At 71.9% G+C, this 16,833-nt stretch carries 16 protein-coding genes; 9 read left to right on the forward strand and 7 right to left on the reverse strand.

Annotated features, from left to right (window positions below; genetic code table 11):
* Positions 1–79 precede the first annotated feature (79 nt).
* Complete coding sequence (erpA, locus tag IE248_RS17975) at positions 80–436, reverse strand: iron-sulfur cluster insertion protein ErpA (RefSeq protein WP_008738845.1); 357 nt, start codon at positions 434–436, stop codon at positions 80–82.
* A 316-nt stretch (positions 437–752) separates the two neighbouring features.
* On the opposite strand from erpA, the gene nadA reads away from it, so the two are divergent.
* Both nadA and IE248_RS17985 read left to right on the forward strand, forming a co-directional pair.
* Positions 753–1,940, forward strand: coding sequence for a quinolinate synthase NadA (gene nadA, locus IE248_RS17980; protein WP_073798991.1), 1,188 nt, complete (start codon positions 753–755; stop codon positions 1,938–1,940).
* Between the two features lie 109 nt (positions 1,941–2,049).
* Positions 2,050–2,718: a hypothetical protein gene (locus tag IE248_RS17985; RefSeq protein ID WP_124288709.1), complete on the forward strand. Its 669-nt coding sequence runs from the start codon at positions 2,050–2,052 to the stop codon at positions 2,716–2,718.
* A gap of 53 nt (positions 2,719–2,771) precedes the next feature.
* On the opposite strand, the gene IE248_RS17990 is transcribed toward IE248_RS17985, so the two are convergent.
* From IE248_RS17990 to IE248_RS18000, 3 genes are all read right to left on the reverse strand, one after another.
* Positions 2,772–5,900 carry an efflux RND transporter permease subunit gene (locus tag IE248_RS17990; RefSeq protein ID WP_190031143.1) on the reverse strand — a complete coding sequence of 1,043 codons (3,129 nt, stop codon included), beginning with the start codon at positions 5,898–5,900 and terminating at the stop codon, positions 2,772–2,774.
* Positions 5,901–6,023: 123 nt separating this feature from the next.
* Complete coding sequence (locus IE248_RS17995; protein WP_079196355.1) at positions 6,024–6,725, reverse strand: response regulator; 702 nt, start codon at positions 6,723–6,725, stop codon at positions 6,024–6,026.
* 42 nt (positions 6,726–6,767) lie between these two features.
* Entirely contained in the window at positions 6,768–7,589 is an 822-nt protein-coding gene (locus IE248_RS18000) for an adenosylcobinamide-GDP ribazoletransferase (RefSeq protein ID WP_073798995.1), read from the reverse strand.
* Positions 7,590–7,674: 85 nt separating this feature from the next.
* Here IE248_RS18000 and IE248_RS18005 point away from each other — a divergent pair, with 85 nt between their 5' ends.
* Positions 7,675–8,448 (forward strand): hypothetical protein, encoded by a 774-nt coding sequence (locus IE248_RS18005; RefSeq protein ID WP_008738853.1) that lies wholly within the window; start codon positions 7,675–7,677, stop codon positions 8,446–8,448.
* Between the two features lie 71 nt (positions 8,449–8,519).
* Here the strand turns inward: IE248_RS18005 and pspAA are convergent, their stop codons facing one another.
* Positions 8,520–8,798, reverse strand: coding sequence for a PspA-associated protein PspAA (pspAA, locus tag IE248_RS18010; RefSeq protein WP_008738854.1), 279 nt, complete (start codon positions 8,796–8,798; stop codon positions 8,520–8,522).
* Between the two features lie 13 nt (positions 8,799–8,811).
* Entirely contained in the window at positions 8,812–9,606 is a 795-nt protein-coding gene (locus IE248_RS18015) for a PspA/IM30 family protein (RefSeq protein WP_073780919.1), read from the reverse strand.
* A 266-nt stretch (positions 9,607–9,872) separates the two neighbouring features.
* Between IE248_RS18015 and IE248_RS18020 the strand changes: the two genes are divergently transcribed.
* Together IE248_RS18020 and IE248_RS18025 are read left to right on the forward strand one after the other, a co-directional pair.
* Positions 9,873–10,511, forward strand: coding sequence for a DUF3043 domain-containing protein (locus tag IE248_RS18020; RefSeq protein WP_008738857.1), 639 nt, complete (start codon positions 9,873–9,875; stop codon positions 10,509–10,511).
* A gap of 116 nt (positions 10,512–10,627) precedes the next feature.
* A complete protein-coding gene (locus tag IE248_RS18025) occupies positions 10,628–11,335 on the forward strand; it encodes a class I SAM-dependent methyltransferase (RefSeq protein ID WP_008738858.1) in 708 nt (235 codons plus the stop codon).
* A gap of 104 nt (positions 11,336–11,439) precedes the next feature.
* Here the strand turns inward: IE248_RS18025 and IE248_RS18030 are convergent, their stop codons facing one another.
* Complete coding sequence (locus tag IE248_RS18030; RefSeq protein WP_008738859.1) at positions 11,440–11,652, reverse strand: hypothetical protein; 213 nt, start codon at positions 11,650–11,652, stop codon at positions 11,440–11,442.
* Positions 11,653–11,768: 116 nt separating this feature from the next.
* Between IE248_RS18030 and IE248_RS18035 the strand changes: the two genes are divergently transcribed.
* The 4 genes from IE248_RS18035 to IE248_RS18050 all read left to right on the forward strand — a co-directional run bounded on the left by IE248_RS18035 (position 11,769) and on the right by IE248_RS18050 (position 16,773).
* Positions 11,769–12,974: a bifunctional adenosylcobinamide kinase/adenosylcobinamide-phosphate guanylyltransferase gene (locus IE248_RS18035; protein WP_073798997.1), complete on the forward strand. Its 1,206-nt coding sequence runs from the start codon at positions 11,769–11,771 to the stop codon at positions 12,972–12,974.
* 78 nt (positions 12,975–13,052) lie between these two features.
* On the forward strand, positions 13,053–14,108 hold the full coding sequence (gene cobT / locus IE248_RS18040; RefSeq protein ID WP_190031214.1) for a nicotinate-nucleotide--dimethylbenzimidazole phosphoribosyltransferase: 1,056 nt from the start codon (positions 13,053–13,055) through the stop codon (positions 14,106–14,108).
* Positions 14,109–14,188: 80 nt separating this feature from the next.
* The gene (locus tag IE248_RS18045; protein WP_079196356.1) at positions 14,189–16,051 is read left to right on the forward strand and encodes a phosphatidylglycerol lysyltransferase domain-containing protein; all 1,863 of its coding nucleotides are present in this window, start codon (positions 14,189–14,191) and stop codon (positions 16,049–16,051) included.
* Positions 16,048–16,773 (forward strand): hypothetical protein, encoded by a 726-nt coding sequence (locus IE248_RS18050; protein ID WP_037797476.1) that lies wholly within the window; start codon positions 16,048–16,050, stop codon positions 16,771–16,773. Before IE248_RS18045 ends, IE248_RS18050 begins: the two co-directional genes overlap by 4 nt.
* Positions 16,774–16,833 lie beyond the last annotated feature (60 nt).

Raw genomic sequence — 16,833 nt, forward strand, 5'->3', positions numbered from 1 at the left:
GGCAGGCCGGCGGGAGACACGAACGCGGAAGGGCCCGGCCACCGTCTTGCGGTGGCCGGGCCCTTCCGTGTCTTCGGGCTTAGCTGAAGGAGTCGCCGCAGGCGCAGGAGCCCGTGGCGTTCGGGTTGTCGATCGTGAAGCCCTGCTTCTCGATGGTGTCGACGAAGTCGATCGAGGCACCGTGCAGGTACGGGGAGCTCATCCGGTCCGTGACGACCTTGACGCCGTCGAAGTCCTTCACGACGTCGCCGTCGAGGGAGCGCTCGTCGAAGAAGAGCTGGTACCGCAGGCCGGAGCAGCCGCCGGGCTGGACGGCGACGCGCAGCGCCAGGTCCTCACGGCCCTCCTGCTCCAGCAGGGTCCTGACCTTCTCGGCGGCGGCGTCGGACAGGAGGATGCCGTCGCTCACGGTGGTCTTGTCGTCCTGTACGGACATCTGCATTCACTCCCGAAGTGGGCGGCTCCCCGCCGGGAGCGGGGAAACGTCGGACTCTTGCCGTCGATGGCAACCAGCGGGGCCGGGGTTTCATTCCTGACCCGACGCTTGTTCCAGATATTCATGCTCGCACACCGGCGCGGAGGAGTGGACCCGCCGGACGCACGGCCGGTTCCGGGTGCGAATTCGTCACATCGACACTATCGCCATCGTCAAAGTGACGTGAAGCGGTTATGATAGATAGCGTCAAATAGACGAGAAGTCGAAGCGTCGAAGCGATGTCTTCAGAGAAGTCCCCAGTCGCAGAACAGAAAGGGTGCGTGTCGTGACCACCGCCCAGCCCTTGGACGTCCAGCCGACGCCCCTCGCCCTGCTGCTGCTCGGCCGCGAGGCCGACCCGAAGAGCGAGCGCGGGGTGGAATGCCCCGGCGACCTGCCCTCGCCGTCGGACCCGGACCTGGTGGCGCGGGCCCGTGCCGCCAAGGAGAAGCTCGGCGACAAGGTCTTCATCCTCGGCCACCACTACCAGCGTGACGAGGTCATCGAGTTCGCCGACGTCACCGGCGACTCCTTCAAGCTGGCCAAGGACGCGGCCGCCAGGCCGGAGGCCGAGTACATCGTCTTCTGCGGCGTGCACTTCATGGCCGAGTCCGCGGACATCCTGACCTCGGACGACCAGAAGGTGGTCCTGCCCGACCTGGCCGCCGGCTGCTCCATGGCCGACATGGCCACCGCCGAGCAGGTCGCGGAGTGCTGGGACGTGCTGACCGAGGCCGGCGTGGCCGATGTCACGGTGCCCGTCTCGTACATGAACTCCTCCGCCGACATCAAGGCCTTCACCGGCAAGCACGGCGGCACGATCTGTACGTCGTCCAACGCCGAGCGGGCCCTGGAGTGGGCGTTCCAGCAGGGCGAGAAGATCCTCTTCCTGCCGGACCAGCACCTCGGCCGCAACACCGCGGTCCGCGACATGGGGATGTCGCTGGACGACTGCGTGCTCTACAACCCGCACAAGCCGAACGGCGGCCTGACCGTCGAGCAGCTGCGGAACGCCAAGATGATCCTGTGGCGCGGCCACTGCTCGGTCCACGGCCGCTTCTCGGTGGACTCGGTCAACGACGTCCGCGCCCGGATCCCCGGTGTGAACGTCCTCGTCCACCCCGAGTGCAAGCACGAGGTCGTGGCCGCCGCGGACTACGTCGGCTCGACGGAGTACATCATCAAGGCGCTGGAGGCGGCCCCGGCCGGCTCCAAGTGGGCCATAGGCACCGAGCTGAACCTGGTCCGCCGACTGGCGAACCGCTTCGCCGCGCAGGACAAGGAGGTCGTCTTCCTCGACAAGACGGTCTGCTTCTGCTCGACGATGAACCGCATCGACCTGCCGCACCTGGTGTGGACCCTGGAGTCCCTCGCCGAGGGCAACCTCGTCAACGAGATCCGGGTCGACAAGGAGACGGAGAGCTTCGCGAAGCTCGCGCTGGAGCGCATGCTCGCCCTTCCGTAGCCCTACGCCGAGAGGGGGCGCCCGGGATCCTCCGGGCGCCCCCTTTTCCGTTCCTCCACGCGGCCCAGCCGGATGTGCGGCCCCCTCCGCCGACACGGAGGGTGGTCCCATGACCCGTCTCAAGAAGACCGGGCCGAGTCGCCGCCGGCTTCGGGCGCAGACGTTGCACCCCTGGATCAACACCCTCGCCGCGACGGCCGCGCTGGTCTTCTCCTGGTTGACGTACTCGGCGCTCCCTCCGGACGAACCCGACACGGAGGTCAGCCTTCCCAGGGTCATCAAGGTGCGCTGGCACGAGAGCTTCACATCGGTCTTCATCCAGCCGACCGTGTCCACGCGCTTCGACACGAAGAACGTGGAGATGATCAATGACGTCGAACTGAGCCTCCGGTCCGACAACACCTTCGGCTCTCCGGCCATGACGCCTCGGTTCAACTGGGAGGACACCGTCCAATGGATCTTCCGTGAGGACAGGAACGCGGTCTGGTGGGAGTTCCTCTCCGACCCCGGACCGTTCACGGTCACACAGGAAGAGATCCACCAGCCGTTCATCCGATTCACGGCAGAGGAGTGGCGCCTCGCGCCGGGGCGGTACACCGGCAATCTGACGGTGTACCGCGCAAGCCACCGCGAACCGCTCAGGAAGCCGTTCTGCCTCGTGCTCTCGCACGACGCCATCACGGACCTGGTCCGGAACAAGGACAACAACTTCCCTGACGAGTTCAGGTCGGACATTCCGGAGGCGGCCAAGGACGGCTGCTACCACCAGTACGAGTAGGGCCCCGGTCGCCGCGCGAGGCGGCTACCGGGGCCCAGGGCCTACGGAACGGGTCAGGCCTTGGCCGGGGTTTCGGCGGCGTCGGTCGCCTGGGGCGGGACGGCCGCGCGGCGGGCCTCCCGCTTCGCGCGGCGGCGCTCCTTGCGGAGCTCGACCATCGTGTACAGCGTCGGCACCAGCAGCAGCGTCAGCAGCGTCGAGCTGACCAGTCCGCCGATGACCACGACCGCCAGCGGCTGCGAGATGAACCCGCCCTCGCCGGTGACGCCCAGCGCCATCGGGAGCAGGGCGAAGATCGTCGCCAGGGCCGTCATCAGGATCGGGCGGAGCCGGTGGCGGCCGCCCTCGATGACCGCCTCGACGACGCCGAGGCCCTGTCGGCGGTACTGGTTGACCAGGTCGATCAGAACGATCGCGTTGGTCACCACGATGCCGATGAGCATCAGCATGCCGATCATCGCCGGGACGCCCATCGGGGTGCCGGTGACGATGAGCAGGCCGAGCGCGCCGGTGGCCGCGAAGGGGATCGAGACCAGCAGGATCAGCGGCTGGACCAGCGAGCGGAACGTCGCGACCAGCAGCATGAACACGATCGCGATGGCCGCGAACATGGCCAGGAACAGCGAGCCGAAGGCCTCGTCCTGGTCCTCGGAGACACCGCCGATGGTGGCCGAGGCCCCGTCCGGCAGCTTCAGCGCCTTGAGCTTCGTCTGGAGCGTGGCGCTGACCGCGCCGGTGTTGTCGCCGGTCGGGCGGGCGGTGATGGTGGCGGCGCGGGCGCCGTCGATCCGGGTCGTCGCGACCGGGCCGGCGACCTCCTTGACCTCGGCGATGTCGCCGAGCCTGGACGGCCCGACGGGGAGCGCCTGGAGCTCGGCCAGGGTGGTGGCCGGCTGCGCGGAGCGGATGACGATGTCGCGCTCGCTGTCGTCGAGCACGGCCTTGCCCACCGGGTTGCCCCGGACGGCCTGCGCGACGATCGCGCCGAGCGCGGCCTGGTCGAGGCCGGCCTCCGCGGCCTTGGGGGTGGCGGTCACCGAGATCCGGGGCACGGACTGGGAGAGGTCGCTCTGTACGTCGGTGACGTCCTTGAGCTTGGCGACCTCCGCGCGGACCTCTTCGGCGGCCTTGGCGAGGACCTCGCCGTCACCGGCCTTGACGACCACGCTGAGGTTCTGGTTACCGAAGCCGTTGCCGGCGACGATGCGGGTGTCGCCGATGCCGTCGAGACCGGCCAGCTTGCCCTCGATCTCCTTCTTGACGGCGTCGCCCTCGCCGGAGTCCTCCAGGGTGACCTGGTACGAGGCCTGGTTGGAGCCCGTACCGCCGCCGAAGGCCGCGAGGAAGCCGGAGGAGCCGATGGTGACCTGGTAGTCCTTGACGCCCTTGACGTCGGCCAGCACCTTCTCGACCTTGCGGCTCGCCTCGTCGCTGGCGGCGAGGGAGGTGCCGGGGGCCAGCTCCTGCTTGACCGTCAGGACGTCCTGCTCCCCCTGGTCGAAGAAGTTGGTCTTCAGCAGCGGGGTCATCCCGAAGGTGCCGAACAGGACGACGACCGCGATGGCCACACTGGTCAGCCGGCGCCGGGTCGCGAAGCCCAGCACCCGTACGTAGAAGCGCTGGAGGCGGCTGCGCGCCTCCTTCTCCTCGGCCTCGCGGCGCGCCTTGGCGGCGCTCTCGGCGTCGCCCGCCGTCACGCCCTTGGGGGCCCGCAGGAACCAGTACGAGAGCACCGGTACGACGGTGAGCGACACGAGCAGCGAGGCCAGCAGGGCAGCGGTGACCGTGAGCGAGAAGGAGCCGAACAGCTCGCCGATCATGCCGCCGGTGAGGCCGATCGGCAGGAAGACGGCGACGGTGGTCAGCGTGGAGGAGGTGACCGCGCCGGCGACCTCCTTGACCGCGGTGATGATCGCGGCCTCGCGCTCCTCGCCGTAGCCGAGGTGGCGCTTGATGTTCTCCAGGACCACGATCGAGTCGTCGACGACCCGGCCGATGGCGATGGTGAGCGCGCCCAGGGTCAGCATGTTGAGCGACAGGTCGCGGGTCCACAGCACGATCAGCGCGAGGACGACGGACAGCGGGATGGAGACCGCCGTGACCAGCGTCGAGCGCAGCGAGGCCAGGAACACCAGGATCACGATCACGGCGAAGAGCAGGCCGAGCATGCCTTCGGTGGTGAGGCTGGAGATGGACTTGGCTACGGCCGGGCCCTGGTCGCTGACGACGGCGAGGTCGGCGCCGGCGCCGAGGGTGGAACGCAGCTCGGGGAGCTTGTCCTTGACGGCGTCGGAGATGGCGACGGCGCTGCCGTCCTTGTCCATCGTGATGACGAGGGCGAGGCTGGGCTTGCCGTTGGTACGGGTGAGGGAGACGGCCTTGGCGGGCTCCTGCTTGACCGTGGCGACGTCGCCGAGGCGGACGGCCGGCTTGCCGGGGCCGGGGCTCAGGCGGAGGTCCTCCACCTGGGCGAGCGAGGTGAAGCCGCCGCCGACGCGGACGGTCCGGTTCTTGCCGGCCTCGTCGAAGGAACCGGCGGGGACGGTCGCGCCGCCCGCCTGGATGCCCTTGGCGAGGGAGGCGCCGTCGAGGCCGGCGGCCGCGAGCTTGGCGTTGTCCGGGGTGACGGAGACCTGGAGGTCCCGGACGCCGTCGACGCTGACCTGCGCGACGCCGTCGATGTCCTCCAGGACGGGGACGACGGAGCTCTCCAGCTGGTCGGCGAGCGCCTGCTGGTCCTTGTCGGCGGTGACGGCGAGGATCACGGTCGGGATGTCGTCCGTGGAGCCGGCGACCACCTGGGGGTCGACGTCGGCGGGCATCCGGACGCGGGCCCGGTTGACGGCCTGCTGCACGTCGGCGACGAGCTGCTTGGTGCCGCTGTCGCCGTAGTCGAAGGTGGCCATGATGAGGGCGTTGCCCTCGCTGGCGGTCGAGGTGATGCCGGTGATGCCGTCGACACCCTTGAGGGTGGCTTCGATCGGCTCGATGACCTGCTTCTCGACCACGTCGGGCGAGGCGCCCTCGTACGGAGCGAGCACGGACACCATCGGCAGTTCGATGGAGGGCAGCAGCTGCTGTTTGAGCTGCGGGATGGCGATGGCGCCGAAGACGAGCGCGACGATCGACACGAGGCCGATCAACGCCCGCTGGGACAGGCTGAAGCGGGACAGCCAGGACATGGTCGTGGATCTCTCTGCAGTGACGAAAGCGCGGGCCTTCAGCCTGGCTCACGCCGGGACGCCACGGCGTCGCCCCCAGGTCCTGTCCTTATCTGGCACATACCGCGTCCGCAGTATGCGGATCTACTCCGCCCGGGGCCGGACCAGTCCCGATTCGTAGGCGATGACCACCAATTGGGCGCGGTCGCGGGCGCCGAGCTTGGCCATCGCCCGGTTCACGTGCGTCTTGACGGTGAGCGGGCTGACCTCCAGCCGGCCGGCGATCCCGTCGTTGGAGAGACCGGCGGCCACGTGGACGAGGACCTCGCGTTCCCGGACGGTCAGCGCGGCGAGCCGCTGCGCGTGCGCGCCGGTGGCGGCGGCCCGCTCCTCGCGGCCGCCCTGCGCGAGGAAGGTGGCGATCAGGCCCTTGGTGGCGGCCGGGGAGAGCAGGGCCTCGCCGGCCGCGGCGACGCGGATGGCGTTGAGGAGTTCCTCGGGCTCGGCGCCCTTGCCGAGGAAGCCGGAGGCGCCGGCGCGCAGCGACTGGACCACGTACTCGTCGACCTCGAAGGTCGTGAGCATCACGACGCGGACGCCGGCGAGTTCGGGGTCGGCGCTGATCATGCGGGTGGCGGCGAGCCCGTCGGTGCCGGGCATCCGGATGTCCATGAGCACGACGTCGGCGCCGCGTTCGCGGGCGAGGGCGTAGGCCTGCGCCCCGTCGGAGGCCTCCCCGACGACCTCCATGTCGGATTCGGAGTCGACGAGCACCTTGAAGGCGCTGCGCAGCAGCGCCTGGTCGTCGGCGAGCAGCACCCTGATGGTCGTCGGCGTCTCTTCCACGGGGCTGACCCTACCCGCCGCCCCGGACCGGCCGGTGCGCGTTCAGCCGAGGGCGAGGACGACCAGGGTGGTGGTCGCCGCGACCTCCGCGAGGGCGCCGAACACATCGCCCGTGACCCCGCCGAAGCGCCGCACGCAGCGGCGCAGCAGGAGCTGCGCGGCCGACAGCGCGGCGCAGAGCGCGAGCGCGGTCCGCGCGGCGGCGGGCAGGCCCAGCGGGAGGGCGGCGGCCGTGGCGGCCGCCAGGGTGAGCGCGGTGACGACGGCGGCGCGGCGGCGCGGGACCACGCCCGCGACCGCCGCACCCAGGCCCTCGGGGCGGGCCGCCGGAACGCCGTCGCGGCAGGCCAGGGTCAGGGCGAGGCGGGCGGTGACGGCGGCCAGGACGGCGGCGAGCGCCCCCCGGACCCAGCTGTCGGCGTACACGTCCGCCAGGGCCGCGGCCTGGATCAGCAGGACGAGCAGCAGGGTCACCACCCCGAACGGCCCGATGTCGGACTGCTTCATGATCCGCAGCGCGTCCTCGGCGGGCTTCGCGCTGCCCAGCCCGTCGGCGGTGTCGGCCAGCCCGTCCAGGTGCAGGCCGCGGGTCAGCGCGGCCGGTACGGCGACGGTCACCGCCGCCGCGAGCAGCGGGCCGCCGCCGGCCACCAGCAGCAGCGCCCCCGCCGCGGCCGCGAGCAGCCCGACGGCCAGCCCGGCGAGCGGGGCGCAGGCCATGCCGGTACGGGCGGCCGGGCGGTCCCAGCGGGTGACGCGGGCCGGGAGCACGGTGAGCGTGCCGAACGCGAAGCGGAGCCCGTCGGCGAGGGAGGCGCGCTCCGAGGGCGGGACCGGCGGCGGATCATCGAACGAATCTGTCATCGGCGAGAACGGTACCCGCTGGTTCCGGACGGTAAATTACCCATTACGGACCAAAGGGGAGTCGCCACGACAGGGGAGCCGGCGCATGGGTCACTGGTGGTATCGGAACATCGTCGAACCGGAGAAGCTGCCGCTCCTGCTCGCGCTGCTCTCGTTCGTGACGTCGTTCCTGGTCACCCGTGTGATCACCCGGCTGATCCGGGCCGGGCGGGGGCCCTTCAAGAACATCACCCCGGGCGGGATGCACGTCCACCACGTGGTGCCCGGCGTGATCCTCGTGATCATCGGCGGCTTCGGCGCGATCGGCAGCGGCCGGCACAGCTTCGGCGGGCTGGCCTCCGCGGTGATCTTCGGGCTGGGCGCGGGCCTGGTGCTGGACGAGTTCGCGCTGATCCTGCACCTCGACGACGTCTACTGGAGCGAGCAGGGCCGCAAGAGCGTGGAGATCGTGGTCCTGACCGCCGCGCTGGTGGCGCTGGTGCTCGGCGGGTTCCTGCCCTTCGGGGTCAACGACCTCACCAGCGCGGAACGCCAGAGCCGCGGGCTGGTGGCGATGAACATGGCCACGAACTTCTTCCTGGCCCTGATCGCCCTGTGGAAGGGCAAGGCCCGCACCGCCTTCTTCGGGACGGTCATCCCGTTCGTCGCGCTGGTCGGCGCGGTCCGGCTGGCCCGGCCCGGTTCCCCGTACGCCAAGCGCTTCTACTCCAACCGTCCCCGGGCCCGGGCCAAGGCCGGGCTGCGCGCCTTCCACCACGACCGGCGCTGGGCGATTCCGCGCCGCAGGTTCGAGAACTTCATCGGCGGGACCCCGGATCCGGCCGTGGCCCTGGAGAAACCCCCCGCCGACAAGCCGTGAGCACGCGCGACGGGCCCGCCCCGGGAAGGGGCGGGCCCGTCCGTCCGCCGTGTCGGTGGCCGTACGCCGGTTCAGCCCGGGATCAGGCCGTCGTCGCTGAGCATCTCCTTGACCTCGCCGAGGCTCGCGTCCTGCCCGGGGAGGATCAGCTCGGACGGTTCCAGGACCTCGTCCGGGAGCGGTGCGCCGAGCCTGCGCACGGCGTCGAGCAGGGCGCCCAGCGTCCGCCGGAAGCCCTCCTCGTCACCGGACTCCAGCTCCGCGAGGAGTTCGTCGTCCAGCGCGTTCAGTTCGGCGAAGTGGCCGTCGGCGACGTCCAGCTGCCCTTCCCCCATGATGCGGACAATCATGACGGGCCCCGTCCTACTGCTTGTCGAACCGGTGCTGGGTCTGCGACGGCTGGCCGGTGCCGGGGGCGCCGCCCTCGATGGCCTGCTGCTGGGCGGACGGGCCGCCCGCCAGCTCGGCCTTCATGCGCTGGAGCTCCAGCTCCACGTCCGTACCGCCGGAGAGGCGGTCCAGCTCGGCCTGGATGTCGTCCTTGGAGCCCAGCCCGCTCTGGTCGTCGAGCGCGCCGGAGGCCAGCAGCTCGTCGATCGCGCCGGCGCGGGCCTGGAGCTGGGCGGTCTTGTCCTCGGCCCGCTGGATGGCCAGGCCGACGTCGCTCATCTCCTCGGAGATGCCGGAGAAGGACTCCGCGATCCGCGTCTGCGCCTGGGCGGCCGTGTACGTGGCCTTGATGGTCTCCTTCTTGGTGCGGAAGGCGTCCACCTTGGCCTGGAGCCGCTGGGCGGCCAGCGTCAGCTTCTCCTCCTCGCCCTGGAGGGTCTGGTGCTGCACCTCCAGGTCGCTGACCTGCTGCTGAAGCGAGGCGCGGCGGGACAGGGCCTCGCGGGCCAGGTCCTCGCGGCCGAGGGCGAGGGCCTTGCGGCCCTGGTCCTCCAGCTTGGCGGACTGTCCCTGGAGCTGGTTCAGCTGCAGCTCCAGGCGCTTGCGGGAAGTCGCCACGTCGGCGACGCCGCGGCGCACCTTCTGAAGCAGCTCCAGCTGCTTCTGGTACGAGTAGTCGAGGGTCTCGCGCGGGTCCTCGGCCCGGTCCAGGGCCTTGTTCGCCTTCGCGCGGAAGATCATCCCCATACGCTTCATGACACCGCTCATGGGCTTCGCGCGCCCCCTTCTAGACGGACTGTGCTCCAGGTCACCGACAGGACCCACAGTACGGGCCCTGCTTCCATTACCGCACTGTTCGAGTACGGATGCGCTCCTCCTCCAGGACGACTGATCCTTCGCCGTGTCAGGCGTAAGGAGTAGGTGGCCCCCCGATCCGGTCCGGGTGCGCTCCGGGGAGGGCGGCCGCGCGGTGAAGACCTCGCGGTCCTCACAGGGGGAAGACGCCCGCCGTTGCCGGATCGTTCCCGGCCGGGGTGGGGGCCCGCGCCCGCAACCACGTAGGCTTGGGTTTTGTGTTTGGTAGCCGCTCCTCCAAGGAAGAGAAGGCCGCCGCCACCGACAAGGTGAGCGCCGACCTCTCGCAGCCCCGTGACCCGCAGGCCCCCAAGGGCCGCCCTACGCCGAAGCGTGCTGTGGCCCAGTCGCAGCGCAAGAGCGTGGTGGCCTCGACCGGAAACCGCAAGGAGGATGCCAAGCGAGCCCGTGAGCGCCGTCGCGTGGAGATGGCCAAGCAGCGCGAGGCGCTGGCCAGCGGCGACGAGCGCTACCTGCCCACCCGTGACAAGGGCCCGGTGCGCCGCTTCGTCCGCGACTTCGTCGACTCCCGCTTCTCGGTCGCCGAGATGTTCCTGCCGCTCGCGGTGATCATCCTGGTGCTCAGCATGGTGCGGGTGCCCTCGATCCAGAACATCGCGCTGATCCTGTGGCTCGCCGTGATCGCGCTGATCATCGTCGACTCCGTCGGCCTGCTGTTCCGCCTCCGCAAGGCCCTCAGCCAGCGCTTCCCGGACGAGCCGCGCCGCGGCGCGGTGGCGTACGGCCTGATGCGCACCCTCCAGATGCGCCGGCTCCGCCTGCCGAAGCCGCAGGTCAAGCGCGGGGAACGGCCCTGAGCGGAGGGACGCCCGGGGCGTCGGGGGGGAATGTTTCCAAAGGCTGGGCCTCGGGGGGAGCCAGGCTGTGGCTGGAGGGCCTGGGCGGACTGCGCAACGCCGTCCGCCAGGAGCTGGTGGGCCGGCAGGTCGACGAGCAGATCGCGCAGCGCTTCCCGGTGGGGCAGCGGCTGCGCGTCCTCGACGTCGGCATGGGCCAGGGCACCCAGGCACTGCGCCTCGCGCGCGCCGGGCACAAGGTCACGGGCCTGGAGAAGGATCCGGGCATGCTGGACGTCGCCCGCGCGGCGCTGGCCGGCGAGCCCGCCGGGATCCAGGACCGCGTCGAGCTGATCGAGGGCGACGGCCGCGAGACCGGCGCGCACTTCCTGCCGGGCAGTTTCGACATCGTGCTCTGCCACGGCGTGCTGATGTACGTACCCGAGCCGGACGCGATGCTCGCCGGGCTGGCCCGGATGCTGGCGCCGGGCGGTCTGCTGTCCCTGCTGGTGCGCAACGGCGACGCGCTCGCCATGCGGCCCGGGCTGGACGGCGACTGGTCGGGCGCGCTGGCCGCGTTCGACACCACCGACTACACGAACCGGCTCGGCCTGGACGTGCGCGCCGACCGGCTGTCCGGGCTGACCGCCACGCTGTCCGGGATCGGGGCGCCGCTTCAGTCCTGGTACGGCGTCCGGGTCTTCACCGACGGCACCGAGGCCGGGGAGCAGCTCCCGCCGGAGGACGAGCTGGAGCGGCTGCTGGCCGCCGAGGAGCGCGCCGGGCGCAGCGATCCGTACCGCGGCGTGGCCGCGCTGCTGCACCTGTGCGGCGTCCGGGGCTGAACCGGCCGCGCGCGTCATCACCGCCGTACGAAGCGACCCGGGCCCCCGCGAGGGGTCCGGGTCGCTTCGTGTCCGGGCGCCGGGCGCCTCGGGCGCCGAACGCCTCAGGCGTCCAGCGCCTCGCGCAGGCTCATCGTGTAGAGCTCCTCGCCGGAGTCGTTCGACAGCTTCACCCGCTCGGTGCCGCCCTCCAGCAGGTCCTTCCAGTACTCACCGATCCAGGACTCCGCGTCCCCCTGCGTGGTGAACTCCTCGGGAACCACCGACGGGGTCGTCTCGTCGCCGTCGGCCTTCTCGAACCGCCACGTCCACGCCATGTCCGCCTCCGTTGCTCGTCCGTCGCTGTGCTGCTGCCGTGCTGTTGCTCGCCTTGAGTCTGCCCCGCAGAGTAGCCGGGCGAGCATCACTCGCGGCGACGCGGGAGGATCATCCCGTGGAACTCACTCTGCTCGGCACCGGAACACCCGAAGGACTGCCCCGCCCCGGCTGTCCCTGCGCGGCCTGCGCGGTCTCCGTGGGCCCCCGGGCCCGGGCCGCGACCGCCGTCCTGGTCGACGGGGCGCTGCTGCTCGACCTGACCCCCGGCGCGGTGCTGGCGGGCGCCCGCGCCGGGCATTCGCTGGCCGGTGTCCGGCAGGTCCTGCTGACGCACCCGCACGACGGGCCGGCCGTGGAGCTGCCGCCCGGGCTGCCGGCGGCGGGGCGGGTGCCGGACGGCCAGGAGCTCGCGGTGATCAGCGGGCACCGGGTCCGGGCGGTACCGATGGACGCGCCGGGCACCGGGTACGAGGTGACCGGGCCGGACGGCAGCCGGCTGCTGTACCTGCCGCCGGGCGGTGCCCCCGCCGGGACGGCCGGCATGCTCGCCCCGCGGCCCTACGACATGGTGCTCGCCGACGTACTGGGGCGGCCGGAGGCGCTGGCCCGGCTGCGGGCGAGCGGCGCGGTGGGCCCGACCACGGACGTGATCGCCGTGCACCTGGACCACGACACCCCGCCGGGCCGGGAGCTGGAGCGCCGGTGCGCCGCCGCCGGGGCCCGCGCGGTGCCGGACGGGACCACGGTGCTGGTCGGCGAGTACCACGCGGTACCGGACCTGCCGCGCCGCACGCTGGTGCTGGGCGGGGCGCGCTCCGGGAAGTCGTACGAGGCGGAACGCCGGCTCGCCGGGTTCCCGGAGGTCGTGTACGTGGCCACGGGCGGCTCCCGCGAGGGGGACGCGGAGTGGGCGGCGCGGGTGGGACTGCACCGGGAGCGGCGGCCGTCGTCCTGGCGGACGGTGGAGACCTGCGAACTGGTCCCGCTGCTGGTGGAGGGCGGGCCGCCGCTGCTGGTCGACTGCCTGGCGCTGTGGCTGACCGACGCGATGGACCGGGCCGGGGCCTGGGACGACGCCGTCTGGGCGGCGACGGGTCGCAAGGAGCTGGCCGAGCGGGTGGCGGAGCTGGTGGCCGCGGTCCGGTCGACGCGGCGGACGGTGGTGGCGGTGAGCAACGAGGTGGGCTCCGGGGTCGTCCCCGCGACGGCCTCGGGGCGCCGGTTCCGCGACGAACTGGGCCGCCTGAACAACGCGGTGGCCGCCGAGTGCGAGCACGTCCTGCTGGTGCTGGCCGGGCAGGCGCTGGTCCTGAAGGACTGACCGCGCAGGCGCGGACGCGCGCCGCCGGCGGGGCTTGGGGAGGGCCTCACCGGCTGTACGCTCTGGCAGATGACCACGCTGAATCTCGACGACTTCTCCGATCTGATCGAGCGCCCCGACGGGGGCGTTCGGCGTGACGCCGAAGAGCGGCGTGAGCGGCTGGCCGTGCCGCCCGGGGCGTTGGGCCGGCTGGACGAGCTCGCCGACTGGCTCGCCGCCGCGCAGGGGCAGGTTCCCGTCAGGCCGATCGAGCGGCCCCGCGTCGTGCTGTTCGCCGCCGACCACGGCATCGCCGCCGAGGGCGTGTCGGGGCGGGCCGCCGGCACCGCCCACGAGCTGGTGCGCTCCGTCCTGGACGGGCGCAGCCCCGTCTCGATCCTGGCCGGCCGCCTCGGCGCCACCGTACGGATCGTCGACGCGGGCCTGGACTGCGAACCGGAGCTGCTCCCCGAGGACATCGTCCGCCACCGGGTGCGGCGCGGCAGCGGGCGGATCCACGTCGAGGACGCGCTGACGGTCGAGGAGGCCGAGGCGGCGCTGCGGCTCGGGATGCGGATCGCCGACGAGGAGGCCGACTCCGGCACCGACCTGGTGGTCCTCGGCGATCTGAGCGTCGGCGGCACCACCATCGCGGCGACGCTGGTCGCCGCGCTCTGCGGAACCGACGCCTCCGTCGTCACTGGCCGCGGCGGGACGCCCATCGACGACCTCGCCTGGATGCGCAAGTGCGCCGCGATCCGCGACGCGCTGCGCCGGGCCCGGCCCGTCCTCGGCGACCAGGTCGCGCTGCTGGCGGCCGTCGGCGGTACGGACGTCGCCGCGATGACCGGGTTCCTGCTCCAGTGCGCGGTGCGCCGTACGCCCGTCATCCTCGACGGGGTCGTCTCCGCGGCCTGCGGACTGGTGGCCCAGCGCGCCGCGTTCCGGGCGCCGGACTGGTGGCTCGCGGGCCAGGCCAGCGGCGAGCCGGGGCAGGCGAAGGCCCTGGACCGGATGGCACTCAACCCTGTGCTCGACCACGGCGTCACTGTGGGAGAAGGAACCGGGGCCTTGCTGGCGCTCCCCTTGGTCCAGGCGGCCGCCGCACTCGCGGCGGAACTCCCGGAGCGGGCCGTGGAGCAGCCGACGCAATAGGCGAACCGGCGCCCCGGACCCGACCGGTCCGCGGCGCCTGGACCGCCCGTGGACGGTGACGCCCCATATCATCGCGTCTCATGGGAGAGGTCCGCTTGACCAGCGCAGACACCGACCGGGGAGCCGTACCGGCATCCGGTAGGAACAGGATCGAGACCGGCGGGGACACCGCCGGCAAGCAGGGGGGCGGCCGGGAGACCGGCAGAGGGAGCGCGCGCTCACGCCGCGCCGCCGGGTTCGCGGTCTGGTACCTGCGCGCCGTCACCTTCATCAACCTGCTCAGTGCGGTGTGGGTTTCGTTCGGGCAGGACCTGCGCCGGCACAACAGCGCCGATTTCTACACCCCTTACCTGCTGACGGCCGGTTTCGCCTCGGCCCTGTTCTCGCTGCTGCTGGCGGTCACCATGGGCCGCCGCAAGCGGGCCGCCTGGATCCTGAACCTGGTGGTGGGCGGGCTGCTGCTGCTCGCCTTCGCCGTCTCGGCGTTCACCGGCTACTACCCGGAGTTCCGGGAGCACGCCCAGAACTGGGTCTCGCTGGTCCTGACCGCGGCCTTCGTCGGCGCGCTGGTACTGGGCCGCCACGAGTTCTACGCCAAGGGCGACCGCTCCAACCCCAAGCTGGCCGTGGTCGTCGCCGCCGTGGGCCTGCTGATCACCTCGCTGGTCGCCGCGCTGCTCGTCGGCGCCGCCAACATCGACCCGGACGCCTCCAAGGCCTCGTTCATGGCCCGCTGGAAGTACGGCGTGCTGCGGCTGGTCACGCTGGCCCCGAACGACGTGGACTTCAAGGCGATCACCACGCCCGGCTGGGTCGACGTCACCGTCAACGTCATGTCGATGGTGCTGCTCCTCGCCGTGCTGTTCGCGGCCTTCCGCTCGCGCCGCGCCGTCGACCCGCTCACCGAGGAGGACGAGGACCGCCTGCGCGCCCTGCTCGCCAAGCAGGGCGACCGCGACTCGCTCGGCTACTTCGCGCTGCGCCGCGAGAAGTCCGTCATCTGGTCCCCCACCGGCAAGGCCGCCGTCACCTACCGCGTCGTCGGCGGGGTCTCGCTGGCCTCCGGCGACCCCATCGGCGACCCCGAGGCCTGGCCCGGCGCCATCGAGCCCTGGCTGGCGGAAGCCCGCGAGCACGGCTGGGTGCCGGCCGTGATGGGGGCCAGCGAGGAAGCCGGGCAGATCTACGCCCGGCACGGCCTGGACGCGCTGGAGCTGGGCGACGAGGCGATCGTCGAGACCGCCGAGTTCACCCTGGAGGGCCGCGCCATGCGGACCGTCCGCCAGGCGTTCAACCGGGTCAAGCGGGCCGGCTACACCGTCCGCATCCGCCGCCACGCGGACATCCCCGCCGAGGAGATGGACGAGCTGGTGCGCCGCGCCGACGACTGGCGCGACGGCGCGACCGAGCGCGGCTTCTCGATGGCGCTGGGCCGACTGGGCGACCCCGCCGACGGCCAGTGCGTGATGCTGGAGTGCACCGACGGCAACGGCGAGCTGCGCGCCGTGCTGTCCTTCGTGCCGTGGGGCCCCAAGGGCCTGTCGCTGGACCTGATGCGCCGTGACCGTGACTCCGAGAACGGCCTGATGGAGTTCATGGTCATCGAACTCCTGGAGCGCTCAAAGGAGATCGGCGTCACACAGGTCTCACTGAACTTCGCGATGTTCCGTTCCGTCTTCGAACGCGGGTCGAAGCTCGGTGCGGGTCCGGTGCTGCGGATGTGGCGCTCCCTGCTGAGCTTCTTCTCGCGCTGGTGGCAGATCGAGTCCCTCTACCGGGCCAACGCCAAATACCGGCCGATCTGGGAACCGCGGTTCATGCTCTTCGAGAAGAGTGCGGACCTGCTGCGGATCGGCATCGCGGCGGGCCGGGCCGAAGGCTTCCTGGAGGCTCCCGGCCTGCCGAAGTGGCTGCACCGCAGACATCTGGAGACCCGTCGTTGACAGCCTGGACCGACTCCCCACCGCGGCGGTTCGCCCGCCGCGAGTGGGGGCCCCTGTTCCGGACGGTCCGCGGCGCGCTCGCCCGTGACGGCTGGCGGGCGATCCCGATGACCATCGGGGCCGTCTGCCTGACCTCGGTCTTCCAGATCGTCCAGAACACCTCCTGGGGCTTCCAGCCGGTCCAGAACCTCGGCTCCGTCAAGGCAGTCGACCCGCTGTGGCTGGCCCTGCTGCGGACCCCGCTGTCGCTGTTCGTGCCCGCGCTCGACCTGCCGGTGTGGGGCGCGCTGGCCCAGATCCTGCTGGTCTTCGGGATCTCGGAGATCTGCGTCGGCTGGTGGCGCACCCTGCTCGTCGGCTACGTCGCCACCCTCGCCGGGACCACGTACGCGCGGATCGGGCTCGCGCTGGGCCCCGACCATCCGCTGGGCCTGCCGGTGTCCGACCGGATCGTCAACGACACCGGGCCCTCGGCGGCGGTGGTGGGGCTCGCGATCTACGTCTGCTGGCGCTACCGGGCGTACCTGACCGGGGCGCTGGTGGTGCTGGCGATGACCGGCGAGGTCCTGGTCAAGGACAACCTGGCGGGCAAGGAACACCTGGCGGCCATCGCCGCCGTGATGGTGATGTGCGTGGTGCGGGCGAAGTGGGGTCCGCGGCCGGCCCGGATCCCGCTGGGGCGCCGGCCGCCGCCCGGGGCCGGTGTGCCGCCGGGCACCTGACGGCCCGCCCTCCCGGGCCCGGCTCGGGGCGGCCCCCGCCGCGGAGCAGGCCGTACCGTA

The organism is Streptomyces goshikiensis (genome assembly GCF_014650555.1).
In the GTDB taxonomy this organism is placed as follows: domain Bacteria; phylum Actinomycetota; class Actinomycetes; order Streptomycetales; family Streptomycetaceae; genus Streptomyces; species Streptomyces goshikiensis.